This window comes from Bradyrhizobium sp. P5_C12, from assembly GCF_054049735.1.
The window spans coordinates 48,419-66,917 of the sequence record NZ_JBFULU010000026.1 but is presented as its reverse complement, the minus strand read 5'-3'; the positions used below and the strand labels follow the sequence as shown (position 1 = coordinate 66,917).

Here is an 18,499-nt window from a genome sequence, read left to right as displayed (position 1 = left end):
TCTTGCAAACTCAGGCGGCGCGGGGAGCATCCGCAGCCGCATCACGCCCGTCCGGGATCTCGTCATTCGCCATCAGCTTGGCGAGATCGAAAATGACGACGAACTTCTCGCCCTTGCGTCCGATGCCGGCGGCATAGTCGGACTGCCACTTGCCGCCCACCTCGGGCACGGGCTCGATCGCCTGCTCGTCGATGTCGGTGACCTCGAACACGCAATCGGCGACGAAGCCGACGCCGACCAGGCGGCCTTTCATCGGCACGTCGAGAATGATGATGCGGGTGGCTTCGGTGGCCGGCACGTTCGGCAGGCCGAGCTTGGTCCGGAGGTCGACGATCGGATAGCCGCTGCCGCGCACGTCGATCATGCCGAGCAGGAAGTTCGGCGCGTGCGGCAGGCGCGAGATCGGCCGCATGTCGAGGATTTCGCGGACGTTGCGGATGCTGATGCCGAACGTCTCGCCGGCGAGCCCGAGCGTCAGATATTGCGAGGTTGCGGCCATGATGCGATCCAGGGATCCGAAGGTTTGCGAATGAGCGCGGTCCGGCGCAAGGCCGGACCGATTGATCAGCGTTGGAATTCGGCGTCGCGGTCGTCTTCGCCGTCATGCATGTCGAAGGCGAAGCCGCCGCCGCCCGCGACCTTCAATGCGCGCGCCGGCTGGCGGGCGGCCACGGGCTTCTTCTTGCCACGATCGACGGTTGCCATGTGCGCCGCCTTGGCACGGAGCTGGGTGACGGCACGATCGATCGGCGCAGGCGCGGCGCCCTCGCCGCGTCCGGCGTGCTCGATCCGGAAGAACGAGATGGTCGACTGGAGCTGCTCGGCCTGCGAGGCGAGCTCTTCCGAGGTCGAGGACACCTGTTCGGAGGCGCTGGCGTTCTGCTGGCCGACCTTGTCGAGCTGCTGAATGGCCTGGTTGATCTGGGCCGAGCCGACGTCCTGCTCGCGGCAGGCCGCGGTGATCTCCTGGACGAGCTCGGCGGTCTTCTTGATGTCCGGCACGAGCCTGGACAGCATGCCGCCCGCTTCCTGGGCAACCTTCACGCTCTCCGTCGACAAGGTGCCGATCTCGGCGGCCGCGGCCTGGCTGCGCTCGGCGAGCTTGCGCACTTCGGAGGCGACCACCGCAAAGCCCTTGCCGTGTTCGCCGGCGCGCGCGGCTTCGACCGCGGCATTGAGCGCGAGCAGGTCGGTCTGGCGCGCGATCTCCTGCACGATGGTGATCTTCGCGGCGATGGTCTGCATCGCCTCGACGGCGCGGCCCACGGCGACACCGCTGGCTTCGGCGTCCTTGGCCGACTGCGCAGCGATCTTCTCGGTCTGGTTGGCGTTGTCGGCGTTCTGCTTCACGTTCGAGGCCATCTCCTCCATCGAGGAGGAGGCTTCCTCCGCGGACGACGCCTGCTCGGTCGCACCCTGCGACAGCTGCTCGGCGCTGGCGGAGAGCTCCTGGCTGCCGGCCGAGACGTTCTGCGCGGCGGTCAGGGCTTCCTCGACGATCTGCCGAAGCTTCTCGACCATGACGTTCAGCGACTTGGTGAGGTCACCGATCTCGTCATTGCTGGAAACCTTGATCATCTCGCTGAGGTCGCCATTGGCAACCGCGCCGGCGAGCCCGACCGCGCGGCCGAGGCCGCGGGCGATGCTGATGGAAATCCAGATCGCGGCGATCAGGCCGACCGCAAGCGATACAAGCACGGCCGAGATCAGCAGGAACTGAGCCCGATTACCGTCCTCGTGAGCCTGGGCCGCCTGAGCGGCCATGTTCTTCTTGACGTTGGTGACGTAGACGTTGGCGGCTTCCATCGCCTCGCCGACGGCCTTGCGGACATCGGTCATGGAGCGCTCGGCGCCCTTTGCCTTGTCGGTCCGCGCGGCCTTGAGGGCTTCATCCTGAACTGCATTCATCCGCGCATAGGCGGCGCCGAAATTGTCGAGGAGCTTCTTGCCTTCGGGGGAAGCCGCCGCGTGAATCTCTTCCTTGAGCCTCAGGAGTGTCTCGCGCTGCTTGGCGATCTCAGCGAGGAAGCGATCCCCTTCGCTGTCAGGGGCGAGAAGGAGGTTCTTCTCGGCGCGAACCTGGAGCAGGATTCCCTTCTCGATTTCCGCTGCACGGTCCATCCGGTTGGCGCGCGACACCAGGCTATCGGCGGTGTCGATCATTTCGCTCAGCTTCACATAAGCGAGGCCGCCCGCCGCCATCGAGAGCAACAGGACCACGCCGAACGCGCTGGCAAGCTTTGCCTTGACCGTAAATCTCATTTCCAGCCCCTACCCCAGTCCAAGTCCCGCCCGTGGGACCTCATTTCAATTCAGAATGCGTTCCATGTTGGGAACGATGACGAACTCTTCACGCCATTTGGCGATGAAGCGAATGAACTCCGGCTTCCAGTGCATGCCGACGCGCGGCGTCTGCTGCACGTCGGTCTGCGAGATCTCCGTGACCTCGTAGACCTTGTCGGCGGTCACGCCGACCATCACCGGCTCGCCGTCGAGCTCGATCTCGATGACGACGATGCGCGTGTCGGCCGAGTCCTCGAGTTGCGGCATGCCGAAACGGATGCGCAGGTCCGCGAGCGGAATCACATTGCCRCGCACGTTGATCACGCTCGGAACGAAGGATCGGGCGCCGGCGACCCTGGTCACCGGCACGGGATCGATGATCTCGCGCACCAGGCCCGCGTCGAGCGCGAACTTCTCCTCGCCGAGACCGATCATCACGACCTGCATCGCGTCCGCCTGATGCTCGCCGGTCCGCGTCTCGTTCATCACGCCGCCTCGCTGATGTGTTTTTCGACCCTGGACTGCGCCAGCGCGACCAGCTGTGCGACGTCGAGGATCAGCGCCGCCGTGCCGTCACCCAGGATGGTCGCGCCGGAGAAGATCGTGACGTCCGAGTGCAGCTTGGAGAGCGACTTGATCACGGTCTGGTGGTTGCCGATGATCTGGTCGGCGACGAGCCCGACGCGGCTCTCGCCGGTCGAGATGATGATGGTCTTCTGGTGCCGGTCCGGGGCGCCCGACGCAGTCATGATCTCGCGCAGGCGCAGGAACGGCACGAGATTGCCGCGCACATTGAGGAAGTTGCGGCCGCGCGAGCGCTCGTCCTCGGCGGTCAGCTCGACGCATTCCTCCACCGCCGACAGCGGGATGATGTAGCGGCCCTCGCCGACACGGATCAGGAGACCTTCGATGATCGCGAGCGTCAGCGGCAGGCGCAGCGTCACGGTGGTGCCCTGGCCCGGCCTGGTCGACAGATCGATCGAGCCGCGCATGTTCTCGATGGTGCGCTTGACCACGTCCATGCCGACGCCGCGGCCCGACAGCGCCGAGATGGTCTGCGCCGTGGAGAAGCCCGGATGGAACAGGAACTGGTGGATCTCGTGATCCGAGAGCACGGCGCCGACCGCGATCAGCCCCTGCTCTTCCGCCTTGGCGCGAATGCGCGCGGTGTTGAGGCCGCCGCCATTGTCCTTCACGGTGACCAGCACCTGGGCGCCGGAATGAACGGCGGCGAGCTCGATCCGGCCCTGCTCGGTCTTGCCGGCGGCGCTGCGGGTCGCGGTATCCTCGATGCCGTGGTCGATGGCGTTGCGGATCAGATGCACAAGCGGATCGGCCAGGCATTCGATCATGGTCTTGTCGAGTTCGGTGTCCTCGCCCGTGGTGACGAATTCGACCGGCTTCGACAGATCGCGCGACAGATCGTGAATCAGGCGGCGGAAGCGGCCGAACAGCGAGCCGATCGGCACCATGCGCGCGCCCATCGTGGTGTCGCGCAAGGACGAGGCGAGGCGCTCGATTTCCTCGGCGATCATCTTGATCGAGAGGTCGGAGCCGGAGGCGGCGAGCTGGGTCAGCCGCGCCTGAGCGATCACAAGTTCGCCGACCCGGTCCATCAACTCGTCGAGGCGCTCGGCCTGGACGCGAACGGTGGCGATGCCGCGCTCGTCGCGCTTGCCCTCGGCCTTCGGTTCAGATTTGGGTTCCGGCTTCGGCTCGGCCTTGACGACGGGCGGCGTAGCGACCGGCGCGGCAGCAACCTCGACCACCGGCGCGGCCAACTCGGCCGCAGGAGCCGGCTCCTCGTCGAGGAGCTGAAACAGCGGCATCGGCGCGGGCGCTTCGACATGCTCCAGCGGCGACAGCGTCAATTTCATCTCGTCCGAGACGAACATGAAGACGTCGTCGATCGCGTCCTTGTCGCAGGCCGCGTGCAGCTTGACGTCCCACTTCAGATAGCAGTCGGCCGGCTCCAGTTCGTCGAGGAACGGGATTCCATCGGTGATCGGCACGACGAAGCAGGGGCCGAGCTTGCAGAGATCTTCCAGGAGATCGAGCGGGTTCGAGCCGTTGCGCAGGATGTGGGATTCGAATTCAAGATGGAGATGCCAGCCGGCCTGCTTGCTCTCGCCAGGGGCCAGTGGCGGCGCTTCCGCGATCTCGGCGACCGGAGCATCAGGCTGGTCAAATGACACGAAGCGCCTGAGGTCGTCGAGAATCCCTTCACCGATGACGTCGTCGGTCGACTGGGGGTCCTCGATCAGCGCGCGGATATAGTCCTTGGCGGCGAGCGCGACCGAGATCAGCTCCTGGGTCGGCTTGATCTCGCCCTTGCGGACACGGTCGAACGCGGTCTCGAATTCGTGGGTGAAGGAGGCGACCTTGTCGAAGCCGAACATGGCGCCCGAGCCCTTGATGGTGTGCAGGGCGCGGAAGGCGGAATCGACCAGCTCGCGGTCGTCGGGACGCAGGCCGAGGTCGAGCAGGGCCCCTTCCAGGACCTCGAACAGCTCGCTGGCTTCCTGGCGAAAGACCTCGGTCGGGTCCATCGCGCTCATGCACGCACCAGCTTGGCGACGACGGCGAGCAACTGCTCCGGCTTGAACGGCTTGGTGATCCAGCCGGTGGCGCCGGCGCTCTTGGCCTCCTGCTTCACCGTATCGTTGGATTCGGTGGTCAGGAACACGATGGGCATGCCGACCGCGCTCGGCAGCTTGCGCAGCGCCCGGATCAGCTCCAGCCCGTTCATGACGGGCATATTAAGGTCGGTGATGACGAGGTCGAGCTTGCTGGCCTGCGCCTTGGCGAGGCCTTGCGCGCCGTCGCCGGCCTCGATCACGCTGTGACCGGCCGGCTCGAGCACGACCTTGATCATCTGCCGAATGCTGGGGGAATCGTCGACGGTCAGAATCGTGGCCATTAGGCGCCATCTTTCTTTTGCGGGAAATGCTGATCGATCATCGCCTCGCTGGCGAAGCCGGCACGGTGAAGGGTGTTGCGCAGCGACTGGGAGAAGGAGGTCAGCACCACCGGGCGGCCCTGGGCCTCGCCGGTTCTGGCGGTCGACAGCAGGAGCTGGATCGAGGTCACGTCGGCCTTGTCGACGCTGGAGCAATCGATCTCGAGCCGTTCCTGGCGGCCGAACGCCTCGCGAATGAGGTCATAGACGCTACGAATGGCCGCGATGCTGCAATCGGCGGGCAACCGCAACGACCACTTTGGCTCCGTCGGATTGAGCGCCATCGCTGCCCGCCTTTGCTGAATTCCGATACACGTTTGACGCGAATCGAATGAGCAAACCCCTAACGCAACGCTCCGTACAACTACGGGTCACATTCCCCGGGAGTTCGCGCAACCGCATCCAAACGTGCATAGCCGGTTGAAATCTCATGCGATGCGCGCATACCCGCAGCGTCACCCCCGGCGCGCGCATTTGCTCCGCGTTAAATTTCATCGGGTTATGGCTTGGGTTCGTGCCTTTGCCAGCGAAGAGAGCCGCGGCCCCGATGCTGACCCAAGCGCTCCTGGTTGACGACAGCCGCTCCGTCCTCAACTTCCTGAAACGTCATATCGAGGCCGACGGTCGGGTCGAGGCCACCACCTTCCTCGATCCCGTGGAAGCGCTGGCCTGCGCGCGGGAGCGCGTCTTCGATCTCGTGCTGGTCGACTACGAGATGCCGCATATGGACGGCATCAGCTTCATTCGCGCCTTCCGCACCCTGCCCGGCTGTGCCGACATCCCGATCGCGATGATCACCTCGCGACAGACCGACGACGTCAAGATGGAAGCGCTGCAGGCTGGTGCAACCGATTTCTTACCGAAACAGCCACAGAGCGTCGAGATGACGGTGCGCCTGCGCAATTTGGTGCGCCTTGGTGCAGCCGTGCGCAAGCAGAACGACCGTGCCGCCGATCTGGCGAGCGCAGTCGCGGCCGCGACCCAGAAGCTCGGCGAGCGCGAGGAGGAGATCATCCTACGGCTCGCGCTCGCGGTCGAATACCGCGACAACGACACCGGCGAGCATACGCTGCGGGTCGCCCGCTACAGCCGCATCATCGCCGAGCAGCTCGGCCTCCCGGCCCGGCTCTGCCGGGACATCTATCTCGCCGCGCCGCTGCACGACGTCGGCAAGGTCGCCATTCCCGACAATATCCTGCTCAAGCCCGGCAGGCTGACCGACGAGGAGATGGCGGTGATCCGGACCCACGCCACGATCGGCGAGCGGATTTTGGCGGACTCCGGTTGCGAGCTGATCCAGCTCGGCGCGCAAATTGCCGCAGGCCATCACGAGCGCTGGGACGGCACGGGCTATCCGCACGGCCTCAAGGCGGACGCGATCCCGGTCGCCGCGCGCGTGGTCGCGGTCGCCGACGTCTTCGACGCCCTGACGACGCGGCGGCCATATAAGGAGCCGATGCCGCTCGAGGCCGCACGCGACTATTTGGTCGAAAACCAGGGACGGCAGTTCGATCCCGAATGCGTCGAGGCTTTCCTGTCGCGTTGGAGCGAGGTCGTGGAGATCGCGGCCGGGCAGCGGCAACGCCGTTTCAGAAGGCCGAGGCCGTGCTCTCACCCTTTATAATGACAACGGCCGAGAGCCGCCCGGTCGAGGACCGCACGCCCGAGGCGATTCCGGCGGCCTGACGCCGGTCCGGGCAAGAGCTTGCCACGGCTCCACTTTCTCCGTTCGCCGGTTTGAACCAGTTCCTGATAGAGTGCACCAATATCAAAGAGTGATTCCGGTCACACTTGTCTGGGCGCGGCGCTGCTAAGCATCAGGACGGGGACCGGTCGTGGATCGGTCGAATTGGATGAGAATTCCCATGAAAAGCCTGGTCGGCGCCGTTGTCGGCGCGTTCTGTCTCGCCGCCCCCGCCTTGGCGGAAACCCCGACCGCGATCGTCGAGGATGTACAGGGCAAGGTCGACGGCATCCAATTCATGGACTATGTGGCGCCGGGCAAGATCATCAAGCTCGGCCCGAAGGCGAGCATCACGCTCGGCTATCTGAAATCCTGCCTGCGTGAGACGATCAGCGAAGGCGTCGTCCTGGTCGGCGCCGAGCAGAGCACCGTACAGCTCGGCAACGTGCAGCGCGTCAAGGTGCCCTGCGACACCAACGCGGCGCAGCTCTCCGAGCGCGAGGCGAACCAGAGTGCCGCGACCACGTTCCGGACCATGCGATCCGACACCAAGGGCGGCGCTCCGGCAAAGCTGCCCACGATCTACGGCGTCGCGCCGCTGGTCCAGGCCAAGAGCGGCAGCACGCTGGTCATCGAGCGCACCGACGGCAAGGAGCCCAGCATCAGCGTGCCGCTCAAGAACGACATCATGATCGGCGGCAAGTTCTACGACCTCGCCAAAGCCGGAAAGTCGCTGACCCCGGGCGGCACCTATCTCGCGATCCTCGGCACCAAGCGCTACGCCTTCCAGGTCGACGCCAGTGCCACCTCGTCGCCGACGCCGATCGTCGGCCGCCTGCTGCGGCTCGAATAGGCGGCCCGCGTCGACGCGATGCGGCGGATTGGCAGGGGGGACATCGTTGCGGCGATCCTGATTGCGCTCCTTGCGGGCGCGGCCTTCACGTCCCCGCCGCTTCAGACGCTGCAAGGCCTCTCGCTCGACATCCTCACGGCCATGCGCGGCAAGCTCGTCGGCGACCGCCGCGATCCCGCCACGTCACCTGTCGTCGTCGTGGCGATCGACGGCGAGACCTACGACACGCCGCCCTTCAAGGGATCGCCGACGCTGACCTGGACGCGCGAGATCGGCCGCGTGCTCGGAAGCATCACTGAGGGCGGCGCCAGGGTGACCGGCTTCGACGTCATCTTTCCCAGCTCGATCGAGCAGTCGGAGATTCCCTTCGGCGACGCGCCGCTCGGCGACCGCATGAAGGGATTCGACCGCGACTTTCTGATCGCCCTGCGACAAATATCGGACACCGGCAAACTGGTGCTCGGCGATATCCTGAGCAACGACCATCCGGACGTGCCCTATCGCGCACAGCAAGTGGCGGTGCGCAACAACATCCGCGCGCTCAACGTCCATACCGACACCGACCACGTGATCCGGCGGATGCCGCTGAGCTTTTCGATAAACGGCAGGCCGGTCCCCGCAATGGCCGTCGAGCTGGCCGCGCGCGCGCTCGGCGCGAAGCCGGAGACTGCGCCGTCCGGCGCGACGGTGTTGTCGGGCTATGCGGTCCCAAGCCCGGTGCCGAACACGCTGACGCTGAACTTCCGCGGCATGGGCCGCGACGTGCCGACCTATTCCTTCGCCGACCTGCGCGCCTGCGTCGAGAAAGGCGACCGCGATTTCTTCCGCCGCGCCTTCGACGGCAAGGTCGTGCTGCTCGGCACCGTCCTCAATTTCGACGACCGCAAGATCACCTCGATGCGTCTGCTCGGCGGATATGACGGAACGCCGGCGCCGCGATGCGCCCTGCCTGCCCCGGCGGGCTTCGCGCAGAAGGCCCGCAGCGACGTTGCCGGTGTCTTCGTGCATGCCACCGCGGTTCGAAATCTGATGGAGCGCGATGCCGTGACGGAACTCGGCTTTCCGCTGCGGACCATTCTAACGATCATGTTCGCGGCCATCGTTGCCTGCGCGGCCTGCATGCTTGCACCGGGCGGCGCGCTGGTCGCGTGGTTCGCCCTCACCGCCGTATACGCCGCGGTCGCCGTCGGGGCGTTCGTTCATGCCTTGGCGCTGCCGCTGGCGGAGCCTGCGCTCGCAAGCCTTGCCGCGCTCGCAATGATGATCGGCTACCGCTTCGTCGTAGCCGACCGCGAGGAGCGTTTTCTGCGCAAGAGCTTCGCGTTCTACCTCGCGCCCGAGGTCATCGACACCATGGTTGCCTCCGGCAAGATGCCGGCGCTCGGCGGCGAGATGCGCAACGTCACCATGTTCTTCTCCGACCTCAGCGGCTTCTCCTCCATCGCCGAGGCGATGACGCCGGGCGAGCTGGTGACCTTGATGAACGAATATTTGTCGGCGATGACCGACATCATCGAAGGCCATGGCGGCTATGTCGACAAATATATCGGCGATTCCATCGTCGCCATGTTCGGCGCCCCCGCCGACGATCCCGCGCACGCGCGCAACGCGGTGCGCGCGGCGCTGAAGTGCCACGACAAGCTGGCCGAACTCAACGCGAGCAACGCCGCCTTCGCCGGCCGCGGCCTGTCGCATCGCATCGGGCTCAACAGCGGCGAGGCCGTGGTCGGCAATATCGGCTCGCGCCGCCGCTTCAACTACACCGTGATGAGCGACACCGTAAACGTCGCCTCGCGGCTCGAGGGCGCCAACAAATATTACGGCACCGCGATCATGGCGTCGGAGGCCACTGTCGCCCAGACCGGCGACACCTTCGCCTGGCGCGAGCTCGACGCGATCAGGGTGCTTGGACGTGGCGAAGCGATCAAGGTGTTCGAGCCGCTGGCGGAGAAGGGTTCAGAGAGCGGCGAGCAGACGAAGATTGCCGCAGCGTATGCGCAGGGGCTGGCGTGCTGGCGGGGGCATGAGTTTGCCAAGGCGGTCGATGCGTTCGAGAGCGTGGCAGCGACCGATCCGGCATCAGCTTTGTTTGCGAAGCGCGCGAGAGCGTATGCCATAAATCCACCGTCACCGGACTGGACACCGGTCAACGCGCTCGAAGGGAAGTAGCGGCGCTCGCCCTCTCCCAAATCATCTCGCGCTAGCTAGAACGGCAGCCCCACATAATTCTCCGCCAGCAGCCGCTGTGCCGTCTCCGACGAGAACAGATATTCCAGCTCCGTCTGCTGAAGCCGATCCTCGTATTCGAGCCGATCGGGGAAGCGATGCAGCAGCATCGTCATCCACCACGAGAAGCGCTGCGCTTTCCAGATCCGGGCGAGCGCCTTGGCCGAATAGCCTTTGAGCCCTGAATCGTCGCCATTCTGATAATGCGCGAGCATGGCGTGATAGAGATAATAGATGTCGGAGGCGGCGCTGTTCAGTCCGCGCGCGCCGGTCGGCGGCACGATGTGGGCGGCATCGCCCGCGAGGAACAGCCCGCCATAGCTCATCGGCTCGGCGACGAAGCTGCGCAGCGGCGCGATGCTCTTCTCGATCGAGGGCCCCGTGACCAGGCGCGCGGCGACCTCGTCCGGCAACCGGCGCTTCAGCTCGGCCCAGAACGCATCGTCGCTCCAGTCCTCAACCTTGTCGGTCAGCGGCACCTGGACGTAGTAGCGGCTGAGCACCTGGGAACGCAGGGAACAAAGCGCAAAGCCGCGCTCGTGCTTCGCATAGATCAGCTCCGGCGACACGGGTTTGGTACGCGACAGCACCCCAAGCCAGCCGAACGGGTAGACCTTTTCGTATTCACGCAGCACGTCCTTCGGAATCGATCTGCGGCTGACGCCGTGAAAGCCGTCGGCGCCGACGATGTAGTCGCAATCGACGCGGACGGTCTCGCCGTTCGAGCGGTAGGTCACGTAGGGCCGGTCCGATGCCAGGTCGTGCGGCGTGACGTCCTCGGCGTTGTGCACGACCTTGCCGCCGAGCCGGTCGCGCGCGTCGTAGAGGTCGCGCGTCAGCTCGGTCTGGCCGTAGACCAGCACCGAATTGCCGCCGGAATGCTTGTAGAGATCGATCTGGGAGAGCACCCCGTCATGGGCGATCTCGAATCCCCTGTGGATCTCGCCTTCGCGGTCCATCCGCTCGCCGCATTGCGCCTCGCGCATCAGCTTGGCAAAGCCATGCTCGAGCACGCCGGCGCGGATGCGGGCCAGCACGTGGTCGCGGCTGTATTTTTCCAGCACGACCGTGTCGATGCCCTTCAGATGCAGCAACTGGGACAACAGCAGCCCGGACGGCCCACCGCCGATGATGCAGACCTGAACTTTCATTTTCGCGTCCTCCCGTTCGGGCTTTTTTTGCAGGTTTTTCGCTGCTTACCGATGGAGGGATCGGCCTTTGTCTTGTACAATTCGAACATGAGAACCGCAGTCCCAGCCCCGGCGATCCGGGTCTACAACCTGTTCGGCGAGTCCGGCGACCTGCCGGATGTCGTGCATTGCGAGACGATCGCGTCCCGTTCGGTGCTGCACGACTGGACGCTGGCCGTGCACCGCCACGCCCGGCTGCACCAGGTGCTGTTGATCGAGCGCGGCGGCGGCGAGGCGACACTCGACGGGCGCGTGGTGCCGCTCCGGCCGATGCAGATCGTCAACGTGCCGGTCGGCCACGTCCACGGCTTCCACTTCGTACCGGGAACGCAAGGCTGGGTGCTGACCATCGCCGCGGAGATCCTGGACGAGGCGCTGCTCGCTTCGGAGGGCCTGCGCGGAGCCTTGTCACGATCGGCCGTGCTGCGCGGCACGCCGCAGATCCGTGCCACCATGAAGCAGATCTTCGCCGAGCACGCCGCGCGCGATTTCGGCCGGGCGCATGTGCTGCGCGCGCTGTCGGCGGCCATGATCGGCCTCGTCGCGCGCGCGCTCGTGGGCGAGAATGGCGGCAATGGAACGACCGAGACCGGCCTGTTCCGCCGCTTCGAGGCGCTGCTGGAGCAGCACCATCTGGAGCGCTGGAGCGTTGCGGACTACGCGAAGGCGCTGTCGATCACGCCGACCCACCTCAACCGGGTGACCCGCGCGGCGACCGGCGACACCGCCTCGCATCTCATTCTCAACCGGCTGATCCGCGAGGCGCGGCGCAACCTCGTCTACACCAACCTGCCGGTCTCGACGATTGCCTACGCGCTCGGTTTCGAGGACCCCGCCTATTTCAGCCGGGTCTATACGGCAACGACCGGGTTATCGCCGCGCGCGTTCCGCGCGCAGCTCCTTGGCGGGGAATAGCGGCGCGGGCGTGCCCTCTTGCAAACGGCACTGCCATGCCTTATGTACGCGCCTCTTCGCAATCAGCGACCCAGGCAACCGACAATGCGGCAGTCACAGCAAGCATCAGTGCTGATGATGACGGGAGGGCTAATGCCCTCGTCCGCCGTGGATCTGCTTTGCGCCTGAACGAACGTCACACCTGACAATCGAAGCGGCCCGGAGCGGAAACGGCTCCGGATGCCGATCGAGCTCTCGCGGTGTCCCGAGTTGTGCAAACCAGCACGGGAGCTCGAGCACCACAGGTGTCCTATGTCCAAAGAGAAGTTCACGCGCCTCAAGCCCAACTGCAACGTTGGCACGATCGGCCACGTGGACCATGGCAAGACGACGCTAACGGCGGCGCTGACGAAGGTCTCGGCCGATCACGGCTGGGGCGCGTTCGTCTCCTATCAGGACGTCGCCAAGGCGTCGGCTGCGCAGGGTACGCGCGACGACTCGAAGATCCTGACGATCGCGACGAGCCACGTCGAGTTTTCGACGGCGGCGCGGCATTACTCGCATGTCGATTGTCCGGGCCACGCCGATTATGTGAAGAACATGATTACCGGCGCGGCCCAGATGGACGGCGCGATCCTGGTCGTCTCCGCTGCCGACGGGCCGATGCCGCAAACGCGCGAGCATATTCTGCTGGCGCGCCAGGTGGGCGTACCGCGCCTCGTGGTGTTCCTGAACAAGTGCGATGTCGCCGATGATCCCGAGCTCATCGATCTCGTCGAGATCGAGCTGCGTGATCTCCTGTCGAAGTACGGCTACGACGGGGACAACGCGCCGGTCATTCGCGGCTCGGCCATCCAGGCGCTGCGCGGCGAAACCGGTCCGCTGGCGGACCAGGCCATCCTGAAACTGTTCGACGCACTCGATAGCTTTATCGAGGTGCCCGAGCGGCCGAAGGATCGTCCGTTCCTGATGCCGATCGAGGGCGTCCAGTCGATCTCCGGCCGCGGCACGGTCGTGACCGGGCTGATCGAGCGCGGCACCGTCAAGCTCGGCGACGAGGTCGAGATCGTCGGCCTCGGCGAGACGCGCAAGTCGGTTGTGACGGGCATTGAGACCTACCGGAAGATCCTGGAGCAGGGGCAGGCCGGCGACAATGTCGGTTGCCTGCTGCGCGGGATCGACAGGGAGGCGGTGCAGCGGGGCCAGGTGCTGTCGCGGCCGGGCGCCGCGAAGCCGCACAAGGCGTTCCGGGCGGAGGTGTACGTGCTGACGAAGGACGAGGGTGGGCGGCATACGCCATTCTTCAGGAACTATCGTCCGCAGTTCTACTTCCGCACGGCCGACGTCACCGGCACCGTCCAGTTCGGCGACGGCGTCGAGATGGTGATGCCGGGCGACAGCGCCGAGCTCACAATCGAGCTCAACAAGGCGATCGCTCTGGAAGAGCGGTCGCGCTTCGCGATCCGTGAAGGCAACCGCACCGTTGGTGCCGGTATCGTCACGGAGATCGTGGAGTAGCGGATGGGGGCCGGATCAACCGGCCCCCATTCAGCATTATCTCGGCAACCTCAGATCAATCTGTCTAAGAGCCGAACCGGCTGCGATAGTCCTGTGGCGTCGCAGCCAGGAGGCGCAGAAAACTGCGACGCATGGTCTCTTCCGACCCGAAGCCGCAGCGTCGCGATATGCTCTTCACAGGCAGGCGCGTCTCCGACAGCATGCGCCGGGCGGCCTCCACCCTCAATCGCTCGATGGCGCGCGCCGGCGTCTGTCCGGTTGCTCTGGTATAATGCCGGCTGAAACTGCGTTCGCTCATCCCGGCCTGACTGGCAAGCCTGGGCAGCGAAAGATCGCCGGTGAGATGCCTGTCGATCCATCCGTGCAGCGCACCGAATTCGTCTTCGGCCGATTGCAGCGACAGCGCCTCGCTGAACTGCGCCTGCCCACCCGGTCGTTTGAGGAAGACGACCAGATAGCGCGCCACCGCGAGCGCCGTGGCGCGGCCCAGGTCCTCCTCCACCAGGGCCAGCGCCAGGTCGATTCCGGCTGTCACGCCCGCCGAGGTCCAGATCGTGCCATCGCGCACGAAGATCGGATCGGACTCGACACGCACGGCGGGGAAGCGACGCGCGAGCTCGGCACAGTATGACCAATGGGTCACCGCGCGCCGTCCGTCGAGCGCGCCCGACGCACCGAGCAGGAATGCGCCTGTGCAGACCGAAGCCACACGCCGCGCCTTCTTCACGCGCTGCCGCAGCCACTCCAGCAGCGCCGGATCGGCGGCGGCCAGGTCGACGCCCGGACCACCGGCGACCAGCAGCGTATCGAGCGCGCCCCTGCGCGAAAGGCGCTCTGTCGCGATCTCCAGCCCGGACGATGCGGTCACGCGCGAGCGATCCTTCGCCACCACGCGAAGGGCGTAGGGCGGCGTCCCGCCGGCTTGTGCGACGTGCTCGTTGGCGGACGCGAACACCTGGAGCGGCCCCGTCACGTCGAGCAATTGGACCGACGGGAACGCCAGCACTTCGATGACGCGAGCGACGCCGCCGCGAGCGAACGGGCGGGCATCGCGCGAAAGCGGCCTTGAACGAGCGGGACTTGGCCGAGAACCTGGCTGAAAACGAGGGGACTTTGGCATTTTGGCCATAGCGTGCCCCGTTAGGCTGGCGCTGTCCACTTCGAATTCAGAGCAAACCCATGATCCCACATGAGACGCACCTGCAAATCGGATCCCTGCTGTTCGACGACCTCGATCAGATCGACCTGACGGGACCGTTCGAGGTGCTGTCGCGCATTCCGAACGCGACCTATCGCACCTACGGCAGGACGGCCGAGCCGGTGCGCGACGTCAAGGGCTTGCGGCTGACGCCGGATGCGACGCTTGCGGACGCTCCCCAGCTCGACGTGCTCCATGTGCCCGGCGGCTTTGGCCAGGAAGCCCTGATGGAGGACGCGGAGGTCCTGGCCTGGATCCAGCGGCAGGCTGCCGGAGCGCGCAGCATATTCTCCGTTTGCACCGGCGCCCTGCTGTTTGGCGCGGCGGGACTTCTCAGGGAACGACGGGCGACCACCCATTGGGCCTCCTTTCACCTGCTGCCGCTCTTCGGCGCCATCGCCGTCAACGAGCGGGTTGTGATTGACGGGAACTGGATCTTTGCCGCCGGCGTCACCGCCGGAATTGACGGCGCGCTGCGGCTCGCGGCGGAGCTACGCGGCGATGACGTGGCGCGGGCGATCCAGCTCTACATGCAATATGCACCGGAACCGCCGTTCGACAGCGGCACGCCGGAGCGGGCACCCGGCGCCATCCTCGACCAGGCCAAGCGAGCGGTCGCCGACATCACCGCGCACCGGGAGGCCACTGCCCGGCGCGTGGCCGCGAGGCTCGGGATCGCCACGCCCATTGGCTGACGCGCAATGCCCCACCATCGACCAGCCCCAGGAGACACCATGAGTGCAAAGACCTTCACGAAAACCCCGCCGCCGGACTGGCTCCTCGCGATGTGGCGGGAGATCGACGACAAGACCTTCGGCAGCGGCTTTGACTGCTTCGCCGAGGACGCGATCTGCAATCTCGGCGTCGCCGATTGGCACGGGCGCGAGACGATCCGCAACAATCTGCGGCAGTTCATCGACCGCGGCTTCACCGCGCTCCACGACGTCATCGAGTACTGGGATAGCCCCCTGCTCAAGATATTTCGCGGCGAGGTGGCGATGCGTTTCGACGACCCCAACACCGCGCCCGTGCGACCGACGATGGTCCATTTCTTCTATATGGACGAAAAGGACCCCACCAAGGTCAAGCACTGGATCGGCGCGGTGGGCCCGACGGGATTCTAGCCGGCGCGCCGCCGAGATCCGCGCGGCGACGCAAGCTCCATCGCGACAACAGGGATCGGCCTCGTCATCGGACGAGGCCGATCCATTTTCCGACCGAATGAACCAGACCTGCCCGGACGACGGCGCGTTCACCGCGCCGGGCGATGCGCCCCGAGCGCAGCAGCGCGATCATGGCAACGGCCGCTGTTGCCGCCGCGTCTATCTACCTTGGTATAGAGCGCCGAACCCTTGGGATACGCGCTGTTTACTTCCGTACAATTGAGCATGGAATGCTGACGGCCTAACGTGGCTTGCATTGGGCGCCCTGGCGCCGGTGGCACCAACCCTCCTTGGTGGCACCAACTCCCTGACCTTGGCGCATGACGGCCACACCCCTGTCCGGTCGTCTGCGCCGTTTTTTCAGCAAAGCATGGGCGACTTCAGGGTTTTCCGGCCGGCCCACAGAGCCTCAGGGGCCGAACCTGCTGGCTCACATGCGAAACGGGAGATTTGTGCATAATGTCTTCGCTTGAGAAGATCGCACTCTTCATCGATGGCTCCAATCTCTATGCCACCTCCAAGGCGCTCGGTTTCGATATCGATTACAGGCGTCTGCTCGCCGAATTTCACGGCCGAGGTGTGGTGCTGCGAGCCTTCTACTACACGACGGTCATCGAGGATCAGGAATACTCGTCAATCCGGCCGTTGATCGATTGGCTCGACTATAACGGTTACACCGTCGTCACCAAGCCCACCAAGGAGTTCGTGGACTCCATCACCGGCCGCCGCAAGGTGAAGGGCAGGATGGATATTGAACTCGCCGTCAATGCGATGGAACTCGCCGAGCATGTGGATCAGATCGTGCTGTTCTCGGGCGACGGGGATTTCCGCCCGCTGGTGCAAGCCGTGCAGCGTCGCGGCGTCCGCGTGACGGTTGTCTCCACGCTGGTCAGCCAGCCGCCGATGGTCGCCGACGACCTGCGCCGGCAAGCGGACATCTTCATTGACCTGGCGGAACTGAAGCCAAGAGTGGGGCGCGATCCGGCGGAACGGCCGGGATCGCGAGAGATCCGTCAACAACCACCGCAATTCACCGCGCGCGCAGATCCGAGGCGACCGAGTGGATTGATCCCATAGGACGACGTCGGATCGTCAGACGTCGAAGAAAACCGTCTCCTCCGGCCCCTGCAGATTGATCGTGAAGGAATACACGACCTTGCCGGCGCGCTCGCTGCGGGTGGCGATCAGCGTCTTGCGCCGCAGCGCCGGCTCGACCAGGTTGAGTACGGGATCGGCGGCGTTCGCAGCCTCCTCATCCGAGAAATAGAGCCGCGTATTGAGGCTGATATTGATGCCGCGCGCGACGATCCAGACGTTGACATGCGGCGCGCATTTGCGGCCTGCCTTGTCGGTGATCGCACCCGGCTTGACGGTCTCGAACGTGACGAGACCGCTGTCGAAATCCGAGCCGGCGCGGCCCCAGCCGCGAAAATCCTGCTCCAGCGCACCGGCCGAACGGTCGGCCGGATGGTTGTAGCGGCCGGCGGCGTTGGCCTGCCAGATTTCCAGCAGCACGTCGCGCAGCGGCGTGCCGCTGCCGTCGAGCACGCGCCCCTCCAGCGTGATGCGCTCGCCTTGGGTCCTCGGCGTCACCAGCACGTTGGAAAAGTTCTTCTCGAAGATGTCGAAGCCGGCCATGGCCGGGATCAGTCCGATGTGGACGTACGGGCCGGCGGTCTGCGAGGCGGTTTCCTTGAGGTAGTTGAGCGGCTGCGGCATGGACTCAGTTCCCCTCGGTGCGATTTTCGAAATAGGTGGAGCGGGCCCCGCGCAGCACGATGTCGAAGCGGTAGGCGAGCGAGTCGAACGGCGTCGAGGCGTTGAGGTCGAGCGGCGCCACGAGGCGATCGAGCGCATCCTTATCCGGGATCGTCGTCAGGATCGGGCAGACCGGGATCAGGGGATCGCCCTCAAAATACATCTGGGTGATCAGCCGCTGCGCGAAGCCCGAGCCGAATACCGAGAAGTGAATGTGGGCGGGACGCCAGCTGTTGACGTAGTTGCGCCAGGGATAGGGCCCGGGCTTCACCGTGCGGAAATAGTAGTAGCCGGTGTCGTCGCTCAGCGCGCGGCCGCAGCCGCCGAAATTCGGATCGATCGGCGCCAGATAAGTGTCCTTCTTGTGCCGGTAGCGGCCGCCGGCATTGGCTTGCCAGAACTCGACCAGCGTGTTCGGCACGCCGCGCCCGGTCTCGTCGAGCACGCGGCCGTGGACGATGATGCGCTCGCCGACCGGATCGCCGTCCTTGGCGTAGTTGCGGATCAAATCGTTGTCGAGCGGTCCGAGATCGTTGTGGCCGAACACCGGTCCGGTGATCTCCGAGACCGAATTCTCCAGCGACAGCAGCGCCTGACGCGGTGAGCGCAGCACCGAGGATTTGTAGCCGGGCGCGTGCGCCGGCGGATGGATGGTGCGGTCGCGCTGGAAGAAGCCGCCGTCACGGAGCGGAGGCGTGAACGGCTCGGGACCGTTGAGGCGGGGATCCTGCAAGGCTGGCGCCTGGGCATTCATCGGCGTTGTCTCTCCCTCT

Annotated in this window: 17 protein-coding genes and 1 pseudogene; 8 read left to right on the top strand and 10 right to left on the bottom strand. The window is 65.5% G+C overall.

Features of this window, described 5'->3' with window-relative positions:
- Positions 1 to 10: 10 nt before the first annotated feature.
- The 6 genes from ACXJMY_RS22805 to ACXJMY_RS22780 form a co-directional block, all read right to left on the bottom strand.
- Positions 11 to 499 carry a chemotaxis protein CheW gene (locus ACXJMY_RS22805; RefSeq protein ID WP_456621591.1) on the bottom strand — a complete coding sequence of 163 codons (489 nt, stop codon included), beginning with the start codon at positions 497 to 499 and terminating at the stop codon, positions 11 to 13.
- 65 nt (positions 500 to 564) lie between these two features.
- Positions 565 to 2,262: a methyl-accepting chemotaxis protein gene (locus tag ACXJMY_RS22800; RefSeq protein ID WP_456621590.1), complete on the bottom strand. Its 1,698-nt coding sequence runs from the start codon at positions 2,260 to 2,262 to the stop codon at positions 565 to 567.
- Between the two features lie 45 nt (positions 2,263 to 2,307).
- Positions 2,308 to 2,769 carry a chemotaxis protein CheW gene (locus ACXJMY_RS22795; protein ID WP_456621589.1) on the bottom strand — a complete coding sequence of 154 codons (462 nt, stop codon included), beginning with the start codon at positions 2,767 to 2,769 and terminating at the stop codon, positions 2,308 to 2,310.
- Positions 2,769 to 4,841, bottom strand: coding sequence for a chemotaxis protein CheA (locus ACXJMY_RS22790; RefSeq protein WP_456621588.1), 2,073 nt, complete (start codon positions 4,839 to 4,841; stop codon positions 2,769 to 2,771). The genes ACXJMY_RS22795 and ACXJMY_RS22790 overlap by 1 nt, the downstream gene beginning before the upstream one ends.
- The gene (locus ACXJMY_RS22785) at positions 4,838 to 5,203 is read right to left on the bottom strand and encodes a response regulator (protein ID WP_456621587.1); all 366 of its coding nucleotides are present in this window, start codon (positions 5,201 to 5,203) and stop codon (positions 4,838 to 4,840) included. The genes ACXJMY_RS22790 and ACXJMY_RS22785 overlap by 4 nt, the downstream gene beginning before the upstream one ends.
- Complete coding sequence (locus ACXJMY_RS22780) at positions 5,203 to 5,526, bottom strand: STAS domain-containing protein (protein WP_456621586.1); 324 nt, start codon at positions 5,524 to 5,526, stop codon at positions 5,203 to 5,205. The genes ACXJMY_RS22785 and ACXJMY_RS22780 overlap by 1 nt, the downstream gene beginning before the upstream one ends.
- 263 nt (positions 5,527 to 5,789) lie before the next feature.
- Here ACXJMY_RS22780 and ACXJMY_RS22775 point away from each other — a divergent pair.
- The 3 genes and pseudogenes from ACXJMY_RS22775 (at position 5,790) to ACXJMY_RS22765 (ending at position 9,948) form a co-directional block, all read left to right on the top strand.
- Positions 5,790 to 6,928: pseudogene (locus tag ACXJMY_RS22775) on the top strand (response regulator).
- A gap of 179 nt (positions 6,929 to 7,107) precedes the next feature.
- On the top strand, positions 7,108 to 7,779 hold the full coding sequence (locus tag ACXJMY_RS22770) for a hypothetical protein (RefSeq protein WP_456621585.1): 672 nt from the start codon (positions 7,108 to 7,110) through the stop codon (positions 7,777 to 7,779).
- An 18-nt stretch (positions 7,780 to 7,797) separates the two neighbouring features.
- Positions 7,798 to 9,948, top strand: coding sequence for a CHASE2 domain-containing protein (locus ACXJMY_RS22765; protein ID WP_456621584.1), 2,151 nt, complete (start codon positions 7,798 to 7,800; stop codon positions 9,946 to 9,948).
- A 35-nt stretch (positions 9,949 to 9,983) separates the two neighbouring features.
- Here ACXJMY_RS22765 and pobA read toward each other — a convergent pair whose 3' ends face one another.
- Positions 9,984 to 11,156 (bottom strand): 4-hydroxybenzoate 3-monooxygenase, encoded by a 1,173-nt coding sequence (gene pobA, locus ACXJMY_RS22760; RefSeq protein WP_456621583.1) that lies wholly within the window; start codon positions 11,154 to 11,156, stop codon positions 9,984 to 9,986.
- Between the two features lie 51 nt (positions 11,157 to 11,207).
- On the opposite strand from pobA, the gene ACXJMY_RS22755 reads away from it, so the two are divergent.
- Together ACXJMY_RS22755 and tuf are read left to right on the top strand one after the other, a co-directional pair.
- Entirely contained in the window at positions 11,208 to 12,110 is a 903-nt protein-coding gene (locus ACXJMY_RS22755; RefSeq protein ID WP_456621582.1) for a helix-turn-helix domain-containing protein, read from the top strand.
- A 291-nt stretch (positions 12,111 to 12,401) separates the two neighbouring features.
- Positions 12,402 to 13,607 carry an elongation factor Tu gene (tuf, locus tag ACXJMY_RS22750; RefSeq protein WP_456621581.1) on the top strand — a complete coding sequence of 402 codons (1,206 nt, stop codon included), beginning with the start codon at positions 12,402 to 12,404 and terminating at the stop codon, positions 13,605 to 13,607.
- Positions 13,608 to 13,671: 64 nt separating this feature from the next.
- Here the strand turns inward: tuf and ACXJMY_RS22745 are convergent, their stop codons facing one another.
- On the bottom strand, positions 13,672 to 14,619 hold the full coding sequence (locus tag ACXJMY_RS22745; protein ID WP_456621625.1) for a GlxA family transcriptional regulator: 948 nt from the start codon (positions 14,617 to 14,619) through the stop codon (positions 13,672 to 13,674).
- A 167-nt stretch (positions 14,620 to 14,786) separates the two neighbouring features.
- On the opposite strand from ACXJMY_RS22745, the gene ACXJMY_RS22740 reads away from it, so the two are divergent.
- From ACXJMY_RS22740 to ACXJMY_RS22730, 3 genes are all read left to right on the top strand, one after another.
- Positions 14,787 to 15,500 carry a DJ-1/PfpI family protein gene (locus ACXJMY_RS22740; RefSeq protein WP_456621580.1) on the top strand — a complete coding sequence of 238 codons (714 nt, stop codon included), beginning with the start codon at positions 14,787 to 14,789 and terminating at the stop codon, positions 15,498 to 15,500.
- A gap of 39 nt (positions 15,501 to 15,539) precedes the next feature.
- Complete coding sequence (locus tag ACXJMY_RS22735) at positions 15,540 to 15,929, top strand: nuclear transport factor 2 family protein (RefSeq protein WP_456621579.1); 390 nt, start codon at positions 15,540 to 15,542, stop codon at positions 15,927 to 15,929.
- Between the two features lie 498 nt (positions 15,930 to 16,427).
- The gene (locus ACXJMY_RS22730) at positions 16,428 to 17,045 is read left to right on the top strand and encodes a LabA-like NYN domain-containing protein (RefSeq protein ID WP_456621578.1); all 618 of its coding nucleotides are present in this window, start codon (positions 16,428 to 16,430) and stop codon (positions 17,043 to 17,045) included.
- Between the two features lie 15 nt (positions 17,046 to 17,060).
- Here ACXJMY_RS22730 and pcaG read toward each other — a convergent pair whose 3' ends face one another.
- Together pcaG and pcaH are read right to left on the bottom strand one after the other, a co-directional pair.
- A complete protein-coding gene (gene pcaG / locus ACXJMY_RS22725) occupies positions 17,061 to 17,687 on the bottom strand; it encodes a protocatechuate 3,4-dioxygenase subunit alpha (protein ID WP_456621577.1) in 627 nt (208 codons plus the stop codon).
- 4 nt (positions 17,688 to 17,691) lie between these two features.
- Positions 17,692 to 18,480 (bottom strand): protocatechuate 3,4-dioxygenase subunit beta, encoded by a 789-nt coding sequence (gene pcaH / locus ACXJMY_RS22720; RefSeq protein ID WP_456621576.1) that lies wholly within the window; start codon positions 18,478 to 18,480, stop codon positions 17,692 to 17,694.
- Between the last annotated feature and the right edge of the window lie 19 nt (positions 18,481 to 18,499).

What these genes read in the sequence shown, in the direction of transcription:
- ACXJMY_RS22800 (WP_456621590.1), bottom strand. Translation starts at nt 2,262, where the DNA reads ATGAGATTTACGGTCAAGGCAAAGCTTGCCAGCGCGTTCGGCGTGGTC.
- ACXJMY_RS22740 (WP_456621580.1), top strand. Translation starts at nt 14,787, where the DNA reads ATGATCCCACATGAGACGCACCTGCAAATCGGATCCCTGCTGTTCGAC.
- tuf (WP_456621581.1), top strand. Translation starts at nt 12,402, where the DNA reads ATGTCCAAAGAGAAGTTCACGCGCCTCAAGCCCAACTGCAACGTTGGC.
- ACXJMY_RS22730 (WP_456621578.1), top strand. Translation starts at nt 16,428, where the DNA reads ATGTCTTCGCTTGAGAAGATCGCACTCTTCATCGATGGCTCCAATCTC.
- ACXJMY_RS22790 (WP_456621588.1), bottom strand. Translation starts at nt 4,841, where the DNA reads ATGAGCGCGATGGACCCGACCGAGGTCTTTCGCCAGGAAGCCAGCGAG.
- ACXJMY_RS22755 (WP_456621582.1), top strand. Translation starts at nt 11,208, where the DNA reads ATGGAGGGATCGGCCTTTGTCTTGTACAATTCGAACATGAGAACCGCA.
- ACXJMY_RS22770 (WP_456621585.1), top strand. Translation starts at nt 7,108, where the DNA reads ATGAAAAGCCTGGTCGGCGCCGTTGTCGGCGCGTTCTGTCTCGCCGCC.
- ACXJMY_RS22735 (WP_456621579.1), top strand. Translation starts at nt 15,540, where the DNA reads ATGAGTGCAAAGACCTTCACGAAAACCCCGCCGCCGGACTGGCTCCTC.
- pcaG (WP_456621577.1), bottom strand. Translation starts at nt 17,687, where the DNA reads ATGCCGCAGCCGCTCAACTACCTCAAGGAAACCGCCTCGCAGACCGCC.
- ACXJMY_RS22785 (WP_456621587.1), bottom strand. Translation starts at nt 5,203, where the DNA reads ATGGCCACGATTCTGACCGTCGACGATTCCCCCAGCATTCGGCAGATG.
- ACXJMY_RS22780 (WP_456621586.1), bottom strand. Translation starts at nt 5,526, where the DNA reads ATGGCGCTCAATCCGACGGAGCCAAAGTGGTCGTTGCGGTTGCCCGCC.
- pcaH (WP_456621576.1), bottom strand. Translation starts at nt 18,480, where the DNA reads ATGAATGCCCAGGCGCCAGCCTTGCAGGATCCCCGCCTCAACGGTCCC.
- ACXJMY_RS22765 (WP_456621584.1), top strand. Translation starts at nt 7,798, where the DNA reads ATGCGGCGGATTGGCAGGGGGGACATCGTTGCGGCGATCCTGATTGCG.
- ACXJMY_RS22805 (WP_456621591.1), bottom strand. Translation starts at nt 499, where the DNA reads ATGGCCGCAACCTCGCAATATCTGACGCTCGGGCTCGCCGGCGAGACG.
- pobA (WP_456621583.1), bottom strand. Translation starts at nt 11,156, where the DNA reads ATGAAAGTTCAGGTCTGCATCATCGGCGGTGGGCCGTCCGGGCTGCTG.